Source organism: Candidatus Palauibacter sp., assembly GCF_965237495.1.
In the GTDB taxonomy this organism is placed as follows: Bacteria; Gemmatimonadota; Gemmatimonadetes; order Palauibacterales; family Palauibacteraceae; genus Palauibacter.
The window spans coordinates 1,188,408-1,204,533 of the sequence record NZ_OZ250143.1 but is presented as its reverse complement, the minus strand read 5'-3'; the positions used below and the strand labels follow the sequence as shown (position 1 = coordinate 1,204,533).

General features: G+C 68.2%; 17 protein-coding genes and 1 pseudogene. 4 read left to right on the top strand and 14 right to left on the bottom strand.

Going from position 1 to position 16,126, the window contains the following annotated elements; translation table 11 throughout:
- Nucleotides 1–131 precede the first annotated feature (131 nt).
- From ACPXY0_RS05180 to ACPXY0_RS05160, 5 genes and pseudogenes are all read right to left on the bottom strand, one after another.
- A complete protein-coding gene (locus tag ACPXY0_RS05180) occupies nucleotides 132–1,130 on the bottom strand; it encodes a tyrosine-type recombinase/integrase (RefSeq protein WP_423929108.1) in 999 nt (332 codons plus the stop codon).
- Between the two features lie 344 nt (nucleotides 1,131–1,474).
- The gene (locus tag ACPXY0_RS05175; protein WP_423930777.1) at nucleotides 1,475–1,738 is read right to left on the bottom strand and encodes a hypothetical protein; all 264 of its coding nucleotides are present in this window, start codon (nucleotides 1,736–1,738) and stop codon (nucleotides 1,475–1,477) included.
- Between the two features lie 9 nt (nucleotides 1,739–1,747).
- Nucleotides 1,748–2,221, bottom strand: a complete 474-nt coding sequence (locus tag ACPXY0_RS05170; RefSeq protein WP_423930775.1) for a hypothetical protein — start codon at nucleotides 2,219–2,221, stop codon at nucleotides 1,748–1,750.
- A gap of 322 nt (nucleotides 2,222–2,543) precedes the next feature.
- A pseudogene (locus tag ACPXY0_RS05165) lies at nucleotides 2,544–2,855 on the bottom strand (relaxase/mobilization nuclease); the annotation flags it as partial.
- Nucleotides 2,856–2,970: 115 nt separating this feature from the next.
- Nucleotides 2,971–3,309: a MobC family plasmid mobilization relaxosome protein gene (locus ACPXY0_RS05160; RefSeq protein ID WP_423929106.1), complete on the bottom strand. Its 339-nt coding sequence runs from the start codon at nucleotides 3,307–3,309 to the stop codon at nucleotides 2,971–2,973.
- A 1,315-nt stretch (nucleotides 3,310–4,624) separates the two neighbouring features.
- Here ACPXY0_RS05160 and ACPXY0_RS05155 point away from each other — a divergent pair.
- From ACPXY0_RS05155 to ACPXY0_RS05145, 3 genes are read left to right on the top strand one after another with little or no spacing between them, the layout of a single operon-like run.
- The gene (locus tag ACPXY0_RS05155; RefSeq protein ID WP_423929104.1) at nucleotides 4,625–5,107 is read left to right on the top strand and encodes a hypothetical protein; all 483 of its coding nucleotides are present in this window, start codon (nucleotides 4,625–4,627) and stop codon (nucleotides 5,105–5,107) included.
- A gap of 1 nt (nucleotide 5,108) precedes the next feature.
- Complete coding sequence (locus ACPXY0_RS05150) at nucleotides 5,109–5,318, top strand: hypothetical protein (protein ID WP_423929102.1); 210 nt, start codon at nucleotides 5,109–5,111, stop codon at nucleotides 5,316–5,318.
- 17 nt (nucleotides 5,319–5,335) lie between these two features.
- Complete coding sequence (locus ACPXY0_RS05145; protein WP_423929100.1) at nucleotides 5,336–6,484, top strand: hypothetical protein; 1,149 nt, start codon at nucleotides 5,336–5,338, stop codon at nucleotides 6,482–6,484.
- Nucleotides 6,485–6,792: 308 nt separating this feature from the next.
- Here the strand turns inward: ACPXY0_RS05145 and ACPXY0_RS05140 are convergent, their stop codons facing one another.
- The 9 genes from ACPXY0_RS05140 to ACPXY0_RS05100 are packed head-to-tail and all read right to left on the bottom strand — an operon-like array spanning nucleotide 6,793 to nucleotide 15,554.
- Nucleotides 6,793–7,620 carry a hypothetical protein gene (locus ACPXY0_RS05140; protein ID WP_423929098.1) on the bottom strand — a complete coding sequence of 276 codons (828 nt, stop codon included), beginning with the start codon at nucleotides 7,618–7,620 and terminating at the stop codon, nucleotides 6,793–6,795.
- Between the two features lie 29 nt (nucleotides 7,621–7,649).
- Nucleotides 7,650–8,429: a cyclase family protein gene (locus ACPXY0_RS05135; RefSeq protein WP_423929096.1), complete on the bottom strand. Its 780-nt coding sequence runs from the start codon at nucleotides 8,427–8,429 to the stop codon at nucleotides 7,650–7,652.
- On the bottom strand, nucleotides 8,429–9,922 hold the full coding sequence (locus ACPXY0_RS05130) for a sodium:solute symporter family protein (RefSeq protein ID WP_423929094.1): 1,494 nt from the start codon (nucleotides 9,920–9,922) through the stop codon (nucleotides 8,429–8,431). Before ACPXY0_RS05130 ends, ACPXY0_RS05135 begins: the two co-directional genes overlap by 1 nt.
- A complete protein-coding gene (locus ACPXY0_RS05125) occupies nucleotides 9,919–10,188 on the bottom strand; it encodes a hypothetical protein (RefSeq protein WP_423929092.1) in 270 nt (89 codons plus the stop codon). The genes ACPXY0_RS05130 and ACPXY0_RS05125 overlap by 4 nt, the downstream gene beginning before the upstream one ends.
- The gene (locus tag ACPXY0_RS05120; protein ID WP_423929090.1) at nucleotides 10,185–10,886 is read right to left on the bottom strand and encodes a hypothetical protein; all 702 of its coding nucleotides are present in this window, start codon (nucleotides 10,884–10,886) and stop codon (nucleotides 10,185–10,187) included. The genes ACPXY0_RS05125 and ACPXY0_RS05120 overlap by 4 nt, the downstream gene beginning before the upstream one ends.
- A 5-nt stretch (nucleotides 10,887–10,891) precedes the next feature.
- Nucleotides 10,892–12,679: a M28 family peptidase gene (locus tag ACPXY0_RS05115; protein WP_423930573.1), complete on the bottom strand. Its 1,788-nt coding sequence runs from the start codon at nucleotides 12,677–12,679 to the stop codon at nucleotides 10,892–10,894.
- A 43-nt stretch (nucleotides 12,680–12,722) separates the two neighbouring features.
- Nucleotides 12,723–13,127 carry a BsuPI-related putative proteinase inhibitor gene (locus ACPXY0_RS05110; protein WP_423929088.1) on the bottom strand — a complete coding sequence of 135 codons (405 nt, stop codon included), beginning with the start codon at nucleotides 13,125–13,127 and terminating at the stop codon, nucleotides 12,723–12,725.
- A 29-nt stretch (nucleotides 13,128–13,156) separates the two neighbouring features.
- Complete coding sequence (locus ACPXY0_RS05105; RefSeq protein ID WP_423929086.1) at nucleotides 13,157–13,597, bottom strand: N-acetyltransferase family protein; 441 nt, start codon at nucleotides 13,595–13,597, stop codon at nucleotides 13,157–13,159.
- A 31-nt stretch (nucleotides 13,598–13,628) separates the two neighbouring features.
- A complete protein-coding gene (locus ACPXY0_RS05100; RefSeq protein ID WP_423929084.1) occupies nucleotides 13,629–15,554 on the bottom strand; it encodes an isoaspartyl peptidase/L-asparaginase in 1,926 nt (641 codons plus the stop codon).
- Nucleotides 15,555–15,632: 78 nt separating this feature from the next.
- Here ACPXY0_RS05100 and ACPXY0_RS05095 point away from each other — a divergent pair, with 78 nt between their 5' ends.
- A complete protein-coding gene (locus ACPXY0_RS05095) occupies nucleotides 15,633–16,100 on the top strand; it encodes a hypothetical protein (protein ID WP_423929082.1) in 468 nt (155 codons plus the stop codon).
- Nucleotides 16,101–16,126 lie beyond the last annotated feature (26 nt).

The window sequence follows — 16,126 nt, the reverse complement described above, 5'->3', positions numbered from 1 at the left end:
TATGGTTGTGATCGTTTTGTTTAGGGGTTCGGCGGGCCCGGATTCCCGCCGATTGATTCCCGCTGATCGGGATTTCAGATGCGAACTCTCCGCCGACTCTCCAGCGCCTTCCTGAGCTGTCCCTCATCGGCCTACTGATAGCATCTGAGCACCGTTTGCGCGTTCTTCCAGCCGCCGAGTTCGCACAGGACCTTGAGCGGCAGGTCCATGAGGTCGGTTGCGAACTTGCGCCTGAGCGAGTGCCAACCACGGCCCCGCTTCGGCTCCAGTCCGGCGATCACCTCGGCCCGCACCCACCAGTCGCGCGCCAGAGAGCGGCTTACGCACACTGACGGGTCCCTCCGGGCGGGGAGCAGCGGGGCGTCCCCGGTCCCCTGGCTTATCCTCCGCGCCTCTTCCAAGGCAGCAAGCGCCTCGGCGGTCAGCGGCGTGGTGTGTTCGTAGCCCGTCTTCTCGTGCCTCGCGCGCCACCGCACCACTCCGGCTTCGAGGTCGATATCCGACCACCGGAGCTGGCGGATAGCGCCGATGCGGTGTCCGGTCTCGTGCGCGAGCACGAGCGCGACGCGGAACCGCCTGTTGACTCGTCGGGACACGCGGAGCAGCGCCTGGTACTCTTCTTCGTCGAGGACGATCCGGGTGGGGTTCTTCTCCCTGGGCTTCCTGAGGCCCTTGAGCGGGTTCCTGTCCAGCAGCAGGCGGCCCCGCTCGTCCCTCGATCTTTCGGCCCAGTTGAGGACCGCGATCAGGAACGTCAGGTCCCATTCGATCGTCCGGTCGGACACGGGCCGTCGACTCGGTCCGATCCTGCCCGCCCGCCGCTCCCCGATGAACCTGTCCCAGTCGCGCTGCGAGAGCGTGGCCGGGTCGCGGTCCCTGCCGAAGAACTGGAGGAACATCCTCGTCGCGACCTTGTCGCTCCGGCGGGACCGTTCGCCCTTGGTGGGCGTCACCTCCTCACCGTAGATGTCAAAGAGCGTGCCCAGCGTGAGCGGCTCGGGCTCGGCTTCCCGGCGCCCGTTCAGCTCCGGTCCTACGAAACCGGCGGCGAACTCGTCCCCTGCCTCTTGGCCCGAGCCCAGTCGCGGTGCTTGAGCGACCGGGTGAGCCTGCGTCCGTTCTCGCGCCACTCGATCTGGTATCGGCCGGTCTTGGGATCGGGAAACACCCTCACCCGGTTCCGGCCCCATTCGCCGGCGCCGTAGGAGCGCCGACTTCGTTTCGTGCGTGCCATCATTCGATTCCTCTCTCGATTGATGGACTGCACAATCTGCGCGCCCGAAACATCGCGGCGCGAGGCCGTCCGCGCCAGCTGCTTCCGATTCATATCCGCCCCCGGTTCCCCGACAGCCAGTGGGGCTCGGGGCACTCGCGCCGGGAGGGTTCCTCGGACACGGCTTCGGGACCTCCGGGAACCGTCAACGGCTCGGACCTTGATCGCGCTCCGCCCCGCGCTGGCGCAACACCGTCACCATCAGCACAAGGTCGCGGCGAGCGTCCCGTAGCACTCGGCCAAGCGTGTCACTTGTCCGTCCAGCCGCTCGATTCGCATCTGCAAGGCTTCGTTCTCCTCGCTCTGCCGCTCGACGTGCTGCCGCAAGGCTTCGTTCTCCCCGCTTTGCCGCTCGACGCGCCGCCGCAAGGCTTCGACCCGCCCGGATTGCCGCCGCTGTTCCGTCTCGTACTGCGCGGACAGCCTCCGCAAGGCCCTCGTCAACTGCTCCTCTAACGCGGTCATACAACCCCCTCACTCGTTCGACAGCTTCAAGGCCGGGCGTCCGTCCACTCTCCAGGGCGGATCGGCCAGCGCGCCCTCCGGCACCACCACGAACCGCTCGCCCTCGATCTCGTGGAACACGATTCCCCAGGTGTCCACCTCCAGTTGGGCCAGCGTGCGCCGGGCGTCCTCGATGTCCCGGTCCAGTTCGGCCGCCGTCTCGATCCAGTCTTGGATGCTCCTCGCCAACCAGCGCATCGTCGCCCAGCTTCCGACGAAGAAACCGAGCCAAAGGCTCAGGCCGACGATCAGGGGCCGGAGCCACGCCTTGACCAGCAACTCGCGCATCCGCCCGGTCGCCTCCTCCGTATCGCGCTCGATGGTACGCAGCGCGTTCTTCGCGACGCGCCGCGAGTTCTCGGCGAGCCTTTCGAGCTCGCTCGCGGTCAACTCCTCGATCTCCCGGCGCTCGCTCTCCAGCCGTTTCCGCAGCCGGTCGGTCAAATCGTTTCCGCTCGAAGTCAAGTGCGTACAGTTCTCCTTTCAACCGCCACCTGTCCCCGGTCTCGGGGTCCATCGCGGTCAGGTAATCCTTGCCTTGGCGCGGTACTTCGAGGCCCGCCTCCCGCAGGGCGGCGACGACCTCGTGGCGATTCCGCACCGTGCCGTGCTCGACACGCTGGAGCAGGTAGTCCCGGATCAGGTCGCGCGGGGAGGTTTCGAGCCGGAGCCCGGCGCGCAGCCGCGCCGCCTCGATGTAGGCGCGGTGTCCGGGCTGCTCTACCCTGGCCCGCGCCGGATCGTCCGGACGGCTCCAGCCGTGCTCGTGGTTGAAGGCGTCGCGGAGCGGATCGAACGTCTTCCGCCAACCCGGAGGCGCGATGTTGAGGCTCCGCCCCGTATCGAGGTCGCACCGTGCGGCGAGGACATGGACGTGAGCGCCTCCGCCGCGCTCGCGGTGCAGCACGGCCGCCCAGGCGTAGCGGTCAGGCTCAAGCCCGGCCCAAGCCGTGTCCTCGAAGGCGTCCAGGACCGCCTCTATGTGCTCGTCGGCGGGTTGGTCGTCGGGGGCCCAGGCGATCACGCCGGACGTGTACCTGTGCTCGAAGTCGAGCGAGTCGGCCACCGCGGCCACCATGTCCGGGTTCCCTCGCAGCACCTCGACGCCCTCGCGCGGCTTCCCGGTCGCGTCCCGCTCCCCGAGGAGGTAGCCGGCCGCGTCCCGCGCCGAGCCGGTCCCGCGGGCCAGGAACTTAATGTGCATCGCGGTCCGGGCTCTCGAAGCGAGCCAGCGCCGCGAGCGCCCGCTCGATGGCGACAAGGCGGGCGATGACCTCGACGGCTTCGGCCGCTCCCTTGTGGGTATTGGCCCAGCGAGCGATTTGATTAAGGTTGTTCCCGATGCGCGCCGCCTCCCGGGTGCGCTCGCGCTCGACGTCGGCCGCGCGGGCCGTCCACGTCCTCGTGCGAGCCATGGCCCGCCGGATCAGCGCGGACAGGGGTACGCCTGCGGCTGCGGCCTTGGCCCGCCAAGCGGCGAACTCGGCTGCCGATACGCGGGCGGTGACGACGGCGGAGCGGCGCTCAGGCACTGCGGCGCACCGACACGGGGGAAGGGGGCGGCGCCCCCTTGGGCGACCTCCACGGGAGCGAGACGCGCGGGGGGTTCGAAGGGGGGGCGGCAGCCACCCCCTCGCCAGCCCCGTTGTATGACAAGGGGTAGGCTGGCTTACCGGCCTTAGCCGCACGCAACACCCCCGCCGGCGACGTGTCCCGGAGGTGTCGCCGACCAGCACCCAGGCGGTGGCGGAGCACCTCCGCGAGCGCTTCGGGGAACCCGTTCAAGCGGCCCTCGCGCAAGCGCGGCTGGCAATGGGACGGAGGCCAGTGCGGCGAACGATCCCGCAAGCGCCGATGTCGATGGACACGGGCACCGGTTCCGCCTTGGGGTGGATCAACCTGACTACGTGCGACTCCTCCGGTGCTTCGCCTCGTTTCCTCGTGCTGCCCTTCACGCTTCGGTGACCCGAAGGGCGACGCACTGCGGATTCTGTCCTCATTGGGTTTCGATCCGGCCGTCGAGGACGAAGGCCCCGAAGCCGATCCGAGCCCTTGTCGGGAGCCCTCGGGGGCGGGACCGTGCTTAGGGTCCAAGTCGGAGGCTCCATCACGAATGCCTTCGGAGACGGTGCGGCCGTGTCTCCGGCGGAAGTGCAAACCCGCGTGTTGAACTGGCGCGTCGTCGTCTCCATGCCCGGAACGCTGAAGAGCCGCCCGCCAGCAAGTCAACCGGTCGGGAATCTCCTATTGTCCGATAACGTTCGAGGACGTTCGATAACGTAAAGCAGCCGGAGGAGGCCGTCGCCAACGCGGCGGAAAAACGCCCCCACAACGTCTCGGCAGGCCGCGCGCTACTCAGCGCGTCGCTCCGTAGGTCAGCCGGAAAGCGGTGTCCGTCACCTACCGCCTGAAGTCCGGGCCGTCGGCGAAGCGCTTGAAGAGTAGAGGTGTTGTCCCGCACCATGCCCAGCACCGCCCGCTCCGTCGCCCCGTCGGACTCGACGCGGGGGTTCTCCCTGGCAGAACGACCTTGGCCTCACGGGCACGCAGGGCTCAGGTGTGGGGCGGCGATAACACCGACCAATATCTTCGTAGCGACAGCCCAGTTCCTTGCGGACAGCGTCTTGGGTTCCATATTGCGATCCGTCGGGTCCGTTTCCCCTCCCGGCAATCCGGATCGCAGAGGATTGAGTCCTGCGGTGCGGATGGGTGAACAACCTCGGCTTACGACTGACACTGACCCAATTGGCGAACATCTCAGGACGTACACACAGCGTAGCGGCAACCTGTCTGTTCGCCGCGTTGACTGCGGCAGCCGGCTGCAACATGGACCATGCCTCGGACGCCATGGATTGGACGCTCTCGGACGGTACTACCCTCCGGGAACTGGTCCAAAGCGAGCCGATCGTCGTCGTGGTGGTCGATCCCAGCCAATGCCTTCTATGCTCGTCGGTGTTGGCCGAGTGGCTGTATAGGGAGCGGATGTCGGGAGTCAACGTGGAGTTGTTGCTCGCTCGTGAACCGGAAAACCACGAGAGGAGGATTCTGCTCGCGGCTGGGGTAAGGGCGGACGGATACCTCAGGGGCGTGCAGATCGAGCCTCAGCGCACGCCAATTGAATTGGTGGTTGACTCCGGTGGTGTCCTCTTTCGTGCCGAGCGCGTCTACGGGCCGTCAAGCCCTCTCCTTGACGCTCTGGAAGACGGACGTTCATTGCGAGAGGCCGTGGACGCGTTGTCGGTATTGGAACACGAGGCGAAATCAACAACAGAGGGAGATGGAGTAGCGTGGAACGCGGAGCTGCAGTCACCCAACACAAGGAGCGGTTAGAATGAAGATTCGCGGCAAGCTGGTCACCGGGGCGCTCGCCATCGTGGCGCTGATGGCGGTGTATTTGGGCGCTGTTCCCTTCGCGGCCAAGGCGCAGGACGAGCCCCAGGGGCTACTCAGCTTCGACGACTTCAAGTGCCCCGACGAGTGCGCGCCCAGCGCGCCCGTCTGCTGCTTTGCGGCGCCCCCCATCATCGTCATCATTGAGTAACGGTTAGGGGGGCAGTAATGGGCTGGTCCCGTCGTGTCCGCGTCGCGTTGTTCGCCGGCGGGATGTTCCTAATCCCAGGCTGCGGCTCCGAGTCCGGCGAACCCGTGACCGCAGACACGGCGGGGCCGACTCTCACTCCCGTCGACAGTATTCTACTGCCAGAAGCCGACACGCTGTACATCGGCAATCCATACGCTCTGGTCGTCGACCCCTTCGACGGGTCCTTCTACATACCGGACATCTTTTCGGAACGGCTCCTCAGGTTCCGTAGAGACGGCAGTCTGATGCTGGGGTACGGACGGCCGGGAGAGGGGCCGGGAGAGTTTCGCGGCGGGCCCGGAGCTCCGATGGTGCTCGACGATTCGATCGTAGCCGCACAGACCACGAGGTCGCGGCGAGTGAACATCTTCGACCGAAACACCGGAGAGACCATTCGGGTCGTGAACTTCCCCGCGCTGGCCGGAATCACTCCCCCGGTGGTGATCGGCCAAGAGGTTTGGATGACCGATTTCGAGATCCGGCGCGAAACATCGCTGACTCGTTGGCGACCGACCACGGACGAATTCACGAGCATGGGCGGACTCCCTCAGGAATACATCGCATCGCTCAAGAGTGACAACTGGTCCTATGCGACCCTTTTTCGGATCGGTTCTCTTGCTTACGCCGACGGACGGTTCGTGCAGGGCTGGTCTGGACTGGACGAGATGTTCGTCTTGAACCTGCGGGGCGAGGTGGTGGACACGGCGGACATCCCGGTGGCGAGGAGGAAGGGCGTCCCGGCCGACCTCCGGGAACGCATCGACATCGAGCGCATACCGTTCCGCGAGCAGCTGGAGGGCAGTTCGCGACTCCGTCAACTATTCCCACTTCCGGGCGGCGGTTTCGTGTTCACCCACCACGATCAGACGGCCCTCCAGATGGAGCCGATGCCCGTGCTCACCGCCAAAGTGTGGGTCGGAGTCCTTTCGCCAGACCTCTCACAAGCGTGTGTGGACACGCTCGTTCCGCACGACTTCGAGATTCGACCGATGGAGACCTTCCGGGGCGATACGCTATTCGTCCTGGACCGGCGAATCGACGATTCGGAGAAACTTCAGACTTGGGTTTTGATGTACCTGGTCTCGGACGAGGAGTGCGACTGGATGAGCACACGGCCTGGAGCTTAAGGATACGGACTTCGAAAAGCGGTTGATTGTCTCTGCCATTCCCGGGTAACGCCAGCTTGGCTTTTGGGACTCCGTCACTGCGATCTGGACCGGAGCAGGTGCCCGCGACGAGACGCGGGATTCCCGCCGATTCACACTGATTCTCCCGCTTTCGGGACACGGTCCAGCAGGGTCCAGCCCAACGGCAGAAAACGCAGATCGTGCAGTCCTGGTTGACTTTAGACGATTTCCTGCCGGGATTCACGCTGCGGACGGCGTGCCGTTCCCGCGGGAACGTCCGGGAGGGCGGGGAGAGCGACGCCGATTCCTCATGTCTCCGGATCGTCCCCCGCTGCGTGATCCCGGTTGGCGATCCTCTTGCCGAAGTTCTGCGCGCGGCGAGTCGAGCGTTCGCTTCGCATGAAGTGCGCCCGCTCATCAGACTCGCTCTCGCTTCGTTCGTCGGCCGTCTCGCCGACGCGGCTGGAGAAGAGGGGACCCGTCATCAAGTCGGCGGCGGCCAGGCGCAGGCCCAGCCACCTCAGCAGAAGATCCGGGTCCCGCGGGGACTCCGGCGAGTCGTCAGCCAGCCACTCTTCCCGGATCGCCTCCCATTCCGTCCAAAGGGTCGCCCCCCACCCCTCATTGCAGGCAGCGACCACTTCGTCTCGCAGCGATCCGGGCTCGTCTCGTGCCAGTCTTGTATCCCAGTGCAGGAAGCCGGCGAGGAAACCTGCCATGATCCAGTATCGGTGAGCGTCACCGTCTTCCCGGGCTTGCCGCGTTTCGTGCAGGACGGCGAGGATCTGCAGGTAGCCCGCATCCCAAGCGAGAGCATCCTCCGCGTAAACTCCTCCCTCCGCGTCGTCGCCCGATCGCAACCTCGATTCGACCAGGCTCCGAACTTGACGGACCCTGTCCAGATCCTCCGCCTCGACAGCGTCTGAGATCTCGTCGAAGAGGGCCCCGGAGTTCGTTCCCGGGAAATGGGCGGAAAACGCGATCCCTCCCGCTTCTCCGAGGCGAAAGGTCCCCTGCCGCTCGGCACCGTCGTCATCAGGATCCGCGGCCGGCACCCGCCCCAGTCGGAAGATGGCCTCGTCCAGCGCCTCCAGGACCTTCCGGTAAGCGGATCGCTGCCGCTCGGCGCGGGCCATCGCGCGATCTCCCTCCCCGCTGCCCGCCGCTAAACCGGGGCCAGGGCGATCACGCGCAGCGGGCTTCCGCTCCCCTCCACGATCTTCAGGGGGGCGGCGATCGCCACGGCGCCCGTCGGGGGGAGTTGGTCCAGGTTGCAGAGGCTCGCGAGCCCGAACCTCCCCGCCCCGTGCATGATCGTGTGGTTCGGGAACGGGGGATCGAACATCGCCGCCTGACCCGCGTCGGTGCCGACCGTCTCCACGCCAACCCCCAGCACAGCGCGGTCACCCGCCAGCAGGGCCGACGTCTCCTGGTGAAATCCCGGGGAGTGCGGTCCGTCCTCTCCCACATTGAGGAACGCTTCCTTCCCGCTGCGCCGACTCCACCCCGTGCGCAGGAAGATCCAGGCCCCCTCCGGCACCCGCCCGTGCTCCGCTTCCCACGCCTCGAGTCCCGTCGGCGTGAGGAGGAAATCGGGGTCCGCCTCGACCTCCGCCTCCATGTCGATCACGCACGCGGGGCCGACGAACCTCCGCGGCGGGATCGTGTCCGTCGTCCCGTTGGGGCAGTCCTTCCCGGTCACCCAGTGGATCGGGGCGTCGAAGTGCGTCCCCGTGTGTTCGCCGAGCGTGAGGTTGTTCCAGTACCAGGCCGGTCCGTCGTCGTCATACCTCGAGATCCGATCGATCGTCACCCCCTTCGAGGGCGCGAACATCGGCGGAAGATCGATGACGACGGTATCCGGGCCGAGGGGGATCGTGAGATCGACCACCCGCACCGTTCCGGCGTTGAGTTCTTCAACGAGTCGTGTCAGGACATCGGACATCAGGCGTCTCTCCTGTCTTTCTTCCGGTTCTTCTTCCGGTCCTTTTCCTGCTCCGCGAAGAACACTTCCAGGTTCTGGCCGGGATTCGGTTTCGTCAGCTTCGAGACGACGATGAACAGCACGAGGCTGACCGCGACTCCCGGTTCGACGGAATCGATCCCGTAGAGGGGGAAGTAATGCTCCTGGAAGAACACCGTCCAGGCGAGACATGCCAGGAACCCCCCGATCATGGCCGCGATCGCCCCCTTCGCCGTACCGCCCCGCCAGTTGAGACCGATGACGATGGGGACGAAGAAGAAGGAGGCGATGAACTTCGCCTGCTCGAGCACGATCCCCTGTACGTCCCCCAGCTTCTGGAGCGCGAAGTAGAGGGGGATGATGGAGAGGACGACGATCGCCACCCGGTTCGCGTTCACGAGGTGTTTCTGGCTCGCGTCGGGCCGGATGAACTTGCCGTACAGGTCGTGGGCGACGCCGGCGCCGGTCACGAGGAGGACGGAGTTCACGGTGGACATGATCGCGGAGAGCATCGCCACGAGGAGAAGCGCCCCGACGACCGGGGGGAGCACGTGGAGCGCCATGATCGCCGTCGCCTGGTCCTGGGACGGGAGGTTCGGGAACAGCACCCGCATGAGCATGCCGATCGACATGATGCAGGTGGCGATCACCACCTGGAACCCGATCGCGATGAAGATCGCGCGGCGCACGGTGCGCTCGTCCCGCATCGAGTAGAAGCGGGTGAGTTCGTAGGGCGCGGCGGCGATCGAGAGGCCGAACGCGATCGCGAACGCGAGCAACTCCCGGGGTCTGTAGTACCAGCCCACGAGGCGATCGTCGAGCGTGTCGAGGAAGCCGAGCGAACGCTGGACCGCCGCGAGAGGATCTCCGCCCCCGACCTGGTTGAGGAGCACGGGGACCGCGACGATCAGCGCCGCGATCATGATCATCGTCTGCAGGAAGTCGATGTACGAACTGGAGCGGACCCCGCCGAGGAGCGTGTACAGTGCGGTCGAAGCGACGATGATGAGCATCGCGGTGAGCGGGCGGATCCCGAACACGACCTCCGCCACCTCGCCGCCGGCCTGGAACTGGGCCACGAGATAGATCGTGTAGGCGACGACGATGAGGACGCCCGCGAGCGCTCCGGCCAGCGGGCTTCCGAAGCGGGCGGAGATGTAGTCGGGGACGGTGAGCGCGCCGAGGCGCCGGAGCTTGGGGGCGACGAAGAAGGCGCACACGAGCCACCCGGTCCACAGTCCGAGCCAGGGGAAGACCCACGAGACGCCGGCGAGGTAGTGGCGGCCGGCCGTGCCGACGAAGGTGCCGGCGGAGATCTGGGTGGCGGCGAGGACGGCCCCGCCGACGATGGGGCCGATCGAGCGACCGGCGGCGAGGAAATCGACCTCGGTCTCGGTCCGGAAGTAGCTCCAGATCGAGATGCCCATGATGATGGCGACGTACACCCCGAGGACGACGAAGAAGACGGAACTCATGTCGGTCGTTCGGGAGGCTGCGGCGAGGGAGGCGTCTCCGGGGTGGCGGCCGTCGCTCGCGGGCCGGGGGGCTCTTCGGGGCCGCGGCTCGCGGGCTGCGCGGCGGACTCGGGCGCGGACGGCGAATCGCCGCGTGCGGCGCGCTGCCTGACGACTTCGGCCCAGCGCCGGTCCAGCTCGTCGTCCCTGCGAATGGCCGAGCGGAAGAGGAAGATCACGGTGAGCGCGACGGCGAAGAAGCCCGCCGCGACGAGGATGATCGTCACCGGCCGGCCCCGCTGCCCTCGCGGCGGACTCGCGCGTTCCGCCACGTCCAGATCGCGGCGCTCAACAGCAGCGCGAGGACCACCAGGTCGGCGACGCGCGCGAACGATAGCGCGCCGCCGCGCGACAGCCGGAGCAGCCCCGGCACGCTCGACAGGGTGGCCGTGAGGGTGCCCTCGCCGGCCCGGGTGAAGCGCGGCAGGCTAGTCGACAGGTCCAGCCCGTCGAGCGCGGCCGGATCGCCCTCCAGGCGGATGAGCCACGGCTCGGCGGCCTCGTGCACGACGGTCTGCTCGGCCCGCCCCCCGGCCACGAAGAGGGGAATCCGGTCCAGCCGCCCGCGCACCGTGTAGTTGATGACGACGGGTGCCGCGGATGCGACGGCGATCCGGTAGGCCCGCCCTTCCGGGGTCGGAGCGATCTCGACGCCGGCGAGGGGCTCGCCGCCGCGCGAGGCCCCGGTCAGCGACACCGTCTGCTCGTCGAACCGAATGGCGAAAACGCGCACCGCACCGCTGTCCGGCTCGAGGCTCTGCCGCACGTGGGCCCCGTCGGCACGCAGTTCGACGAATACGGTGTCCGTTGTCTGGGCCGCGGCCGGAGCGGCGATCAGTAGCCCGGCCAGCGCCGTCAGCGCCGCCGCGAGGGTTCGCAGCCCCGTCGCTCGCACCCCCGTCGGCCGCGCACCCGTGCGTCGCACGCGCGTCAGCCGGCGGCCCCGGATGTTGCCAGCCGTGTCTGGACGCGGCGCACCGCCCGGGCGGCCTCGTAGAACCCGTTCGCCACGTGGTTCGCCTCGCGGCGGAGTTCGTTCTGCAGGAAGGGGAGCAGCTCCGACCCCGCCTCGGCGAGACCCGCCAGCTCCCCGACGCGGGCCAGCCGCGGGATCGGCGTGCGGGGCAGCGCCGGGTCGTGGTCGAACGGCCCACCCTCCGCGTAGCCGATCGGCACCAGGATGCGCGAGAGCTCCATGAAGAGCCCGTTCAACGCCTCCATGTCGCCGTCGGCCTCCGAACCCTCCAGCTCCAGCGATGCGATCGTTGCGTAGAGACCGCCCAGGGCCTCCGCGAGGCCGTCCAGTTCATCCCCCGCTTCACCCAGATCGAGGTGTCCGCCGGCCGCCTCGACGTAGCCGTCGACGAAGCCTCCCAGCTCCGCGACCGTCTCCCGGAAGTCGTACGGCAGGACCCGCGCGTCGAGGACCCGCGCGATCGACGCCACGTAGACGCCGAGGTCGCGCTCGAGGTTCGCGCGCTCGGCCACGTCCATGACGTCGTCTTCCGTGTGCCAGGCGATGTTCCCGCCACACCCGCCGGTCGGGTAGAAGCCCAGCGCCTCCCGCTCCCCGGCCGGGATGTTCGAGAGCAGCATGTAGAACGAGGTGAGCCCGATCTGATTGAAGGAATAGTCACCCGCCCGCAGCGGTCGCAGTCGCTTCGCGGTCTTCCCGGTGACGTCGGCGATCGCGCGCGCGCACAGCGGCCCCGCCTCGGCCATCCACATCACGTCGTCGTACTCCGTCGCGTGCCAGCATCCGGGGGAGTCGATGTCGATCGCCCCCACGCAGCGCTTGCGCAGTTCGAGCGCATGGGCGTCCGCGTACCAGGTCGAGCCGCCGTAGCGCCCGGTCGAGTGCGCCGGCCACCATGCGATGCGCAGCGAGCGCTTCAACTCCCCGGCCCGCGCGTGGAAGATCCGCGCGAGTTCGAGCAGCGTGGCGTCCCCCACCGCGTTGTCGCCGATCCCCACATCCCACGAGTCGTAGTGCCCATGCACGAGCATGAACTCGTCCGAGGCCCCGGGGATGTGAGCCACGGGGAGCTTGCACGGATACCAGCCCTCCTCCGTCCGGACCTCGAGCCGCACGCGCTCGCCGACGGCCGCCTTCAGGCGTTCTCCGTCCGGGTTGTTCACGGCTGCGACCGGCGTCGAGGGCTTCGACGGCAGGTTCCGGGTGGTCGGCGTCCCCCAGATGGACGTGCAGATCCCCCAGTGGATGTTCTTCCCCGGGTTGATGAAGACCTGGCCCACCGCACCCGCCTCCTCGAAGGCCGACACCATGCCGGGCATCGCGTAGCCCTCGCTGAGCACGATCTTGCCGGCCACATCGGGCAGGTCGTCGCCGAGCCGCCGGGCGAACAGATCCCGCTGGCCCGTCGCGGCCGCCGCGGGCACGTATACGAGTTCCGCCTCCAGCCCGCCGTCCGGCGTCGGCACCGCGAACGACGGCGGCTTGGCCCGCATCGAGCCCCCGCTCCATTCGACCGAGGATTCGCGGGGGAGCGAGAGATAGAGGTCGGGCTCGTGCATCTCGAACGGCACGCCCATCCGGGCCAACTCGGCGGCGATGTAATCGGCCGCGACGTGTTCGTCCTCGCTCCCGGACTCGCGCACCAGCGTCGAGAACCGCTCGAGCATCGCCCAGCCCGCGTCGAAGGAGACGGAGTCCAGGAGGTCGGGTTCGAGCGCGGCGGGACGCGCGGCCAGCGTCATCTCACTCAATTGTCATCATCTTCCGGGATCGCGGTTGGCGAGTTCACTGAAGGACGGTGAGTGTGCCCTCGATGGTGTGCGGTTCAACCGTAGTCAGCGTCGCCAGCACGCGGTAGACGCCGGCCGGCAACCCGTCCGCGATCCGCTCGGTCCAGCGCAGCGAAGTCCCGGGATCGAGCCTCTCCCGGCCCAGCATCATGGTGAAGAACATGCCCTCGGCCCAACGCCAGACGGAGGCGCCGTCCTCCGAGAACACCTCGAAGTCGTAGCGCTGCCCGTCGGGGAAGTCGAGGACGAGCGGAGCTTCGCCATCGTTGGTGGCGGCCAGCTCCAGGACGATGGGCATGCCGGCGGTCGGGGGTGCCTCTCCCAGCGAGAGAGCCAGGCGCAGGTCCGGCGCGGAGAGCGCGGCCATCAGGCAGGCCAGCGGCACGAACGCGGGAAGCACGAGTCCAGTTCGCACCCGGCGGCCCGAACTCAGACCTGCAACTCGTAGTGGTGGGTGCCGTCCAGTTCCCAGCCGAGTTCCTCGTACAACGTCTTCGCGGGCGCGTTATGGGATTCGGTCTCGAGAATCAGGCCCTTGGCTCCGGTCTCGACCGCGAGTTGCCGCGCGCGTTCCATGAGGGCGCGCGCCACCCCGGTCCGTCTCGCTTCAGGCGCGACGAAGAGATCGTTCAGGATCCAGAGCCGCTTCATCGAGACCGAGGAGAAGGAGGGGAAGAGCTGGACGAAACCCACCGCCCTTCCCTCCGGGGCCTCCGCGACGAAGACGCGCGACTCTCGGGCCCCGAGGCGCTCGGCCAGGAACCGGCGCGCGCCCTCGGGATCCGACGGCTGCCGGTAGAATTGTCGGTAACCGTCGAACAGGGGCGCGAGCCGGTCGACGTCCTCGAGTGCCGCTTCCCTGATGACCACGCCGGGCGCGAGGATCGAGCCGCTTGAGCCGTCAGTCGGCGACGCTGACGCCCTCGTACGTGTGAATTCCGTCCTCGTTCGCCACCGTCATGCGCGGCGGCGTGTCGCGGAAGGGCATCCACGCGCAGCCGTGGTCCCCCTCCTTGTTGATCGCGACGAACTTCTCGGACGGGATGAAGTCGGGGGCCACGTTCCGGTACTTGTGCCGGATCATCCCGACCGCGTCCTCGCACGCCTGCTGGGGGGTGCGACCGGCGCCCATGCGGGAGACGATGTAGTACCCGGCGCACGACTTGATCACGTCCTCGCCCCGTCCGGTTACGGCGGCGGCGCCGACATCGTTGTCGACGTAGAGCCCGGCGCCGATGATCGGCGAGTCGCCGACCCGGCCGGGGACCTTCCACGCGAGTCCACTCGTCGTCGTGATGCCGGAGACGTTCCCCTGCGCGTCGACGGCGAGGACGTTCGTCGTCCCGTAGCGGTGGATCAGCGCCTCGGCGAGGACGTAGTCTCGGTCGGGACCGTCGCGGCCGGGGAGGTCGAGCAGTTCGGCCCACTCTTCCGCCTCGCGCCGGATCGCGTCCTCGCCGAAGCCCTGGAAGCCGGCGTCCGCGCGGCCTCCGCCGCCCGCGCCGCCGCCGGGACGCCGCAGGTGGTCCGGGGGGCCCCAGTCGTCGGTGTCGGAGAGCCGCTCGCGCCAGCGTAGCCAGATCTCGCGCGACTTCGGCGTCATGAGGTCCTGGACCTCGAACCCGAAGCCGACCGCGAACTGCTGGGCGTAGTTGCCGATCAGCATGACGTGATCGGTGCGCTCCATCACGAGACGGGCCACCGAGGCGGGGGTGCGGATCCCCTCGATGCCGGCCACCGAACCCGCGTTGTACGTGGCCCCGTCCATCGCCGACGCGTCCAGCTGCACGACGCCGTCGGCGTTGGGGAGGCCGCCCCAGCCCACGCCCGTCCCGTCGGGGTCGAGTTCGACGATGTTCGCGCCGCGCTCGACGGCGTCCATCGCCACGCCGCCGCCCGAGAGAACCTGCCACGCCGCGGTGGCCGCGCGCCGGCCCGTGTCGTTCGTATGGCTCGTGATCATCATCGGCGTCGTCGCCCGCCCGCTCGACCGGAGCGACGGCCCGGTGCCGCTGGCTGACGCCCGCGCCGGCACGGACCCCGCGACGGCCGCCGCCGCGCCCAGGCTCAGGCCCCGGCCGATGAAACCGCGACGATTCATCTCGGACATCTCATCCCCCGTTGGCTGGTGTGAGTCTTCCCTGCCCCAAACTGGCGCGACATCGGCCCCTCCCGCCAGCATCCGGGCGGAGGCGGTGCCCGCGGTCGTGCAACTGTCGGAAGACAGCGCGGTGTCGACCGTGTGGTCGACCGCTCGAGGAGCTTGAGGAGGCTGCATGAAACCCCGCGCCGCAACGTGTCTCCTGTTCTCCGCGCTGACCGCCTGCCAGGTGGACTCGGCGCCCGTGTCGGAGTCATATCCGTCCACGGCGACGAGCGTATCGATCGCGATCGAGAGCGCCGGACCGCCTCCCTCGAGAGAGGCGAGAGGGAGCCAGTCGACGGCGGCGAAAGTCGTGAGTTCGGGGCGTTCCCGCTCGACCAGCGTCAGGAAATCCGGGTGTTCCGAGTACCGCCGCCCCTCGAAACCGTTGTCGGTCACGCCGTGCTTCTCGGGCCAGACGCCGGTCAGCATGGAGGACCATGAGGGCCCGCTCACGGACGGGGTCGTGGTCTGGGTCCCGGTCGTGTGCCAGCCGCTCGCGGCGAGCGAGTCCATGACCGGAGTGGGCACCTCCGCCAGGACGTCCGGGCGCACGCCGTCGATCCCGATCACGAGGACTTTCGGCGTCCCTTGGGCGTGGGTCGCATTCGGAGCCAGAACCAGGGCGAGGGCCGCGGACAGCGCGGCGGCGGGCAGAACGATGCGGCGGGATCGGGGCGTCATGTGGTCGAAAGCTCCCTGTCGGACGTGCGACTGGCTGCAACTGGCGATGAGGGCGGCGTGCCCCGAAGTTGGGGGACCATGAAGATATCCGTCCAGATCCTCGCCGTCGTTGCGCTGGCGGGCTGCGCCACCGCGCCCGTCTCCTTCCAGGGCGTCGCCCCGCCCGGGCTCGAGACCGCGTACCGCTGCGCGGTCGCGCAACTCAACCTCATGGACTACAACATCGAGGACGGGAATCTGGAGGCCGGCTTCATCCGGGGCCGCAGGCAGACCTCGGGCGTCGTGCAGGAACTCTTTACCGGCGCCGCCCATCACGACATCCTCACGGCGACCGTGTTCGACAACCCGGCCACGGGGAACACCCACCTCCGGGTTGTCGCCTCGCGCGTCGCGGATCACGACATCGGGCTCATCAGCGGGCTCGACGACGAGGAAGAGCAGGGCGAGAACCAGATCGCCCCCTCGGATTCGGGGAAGGCCGACGCCCAGCGCCTCCTGACCAATTGCGGCGTCGTCGCCGTCACGGAGTCGGCACCGGCTCCCTGAGCCGGCTCGTCGCCCCACGCCCCGGT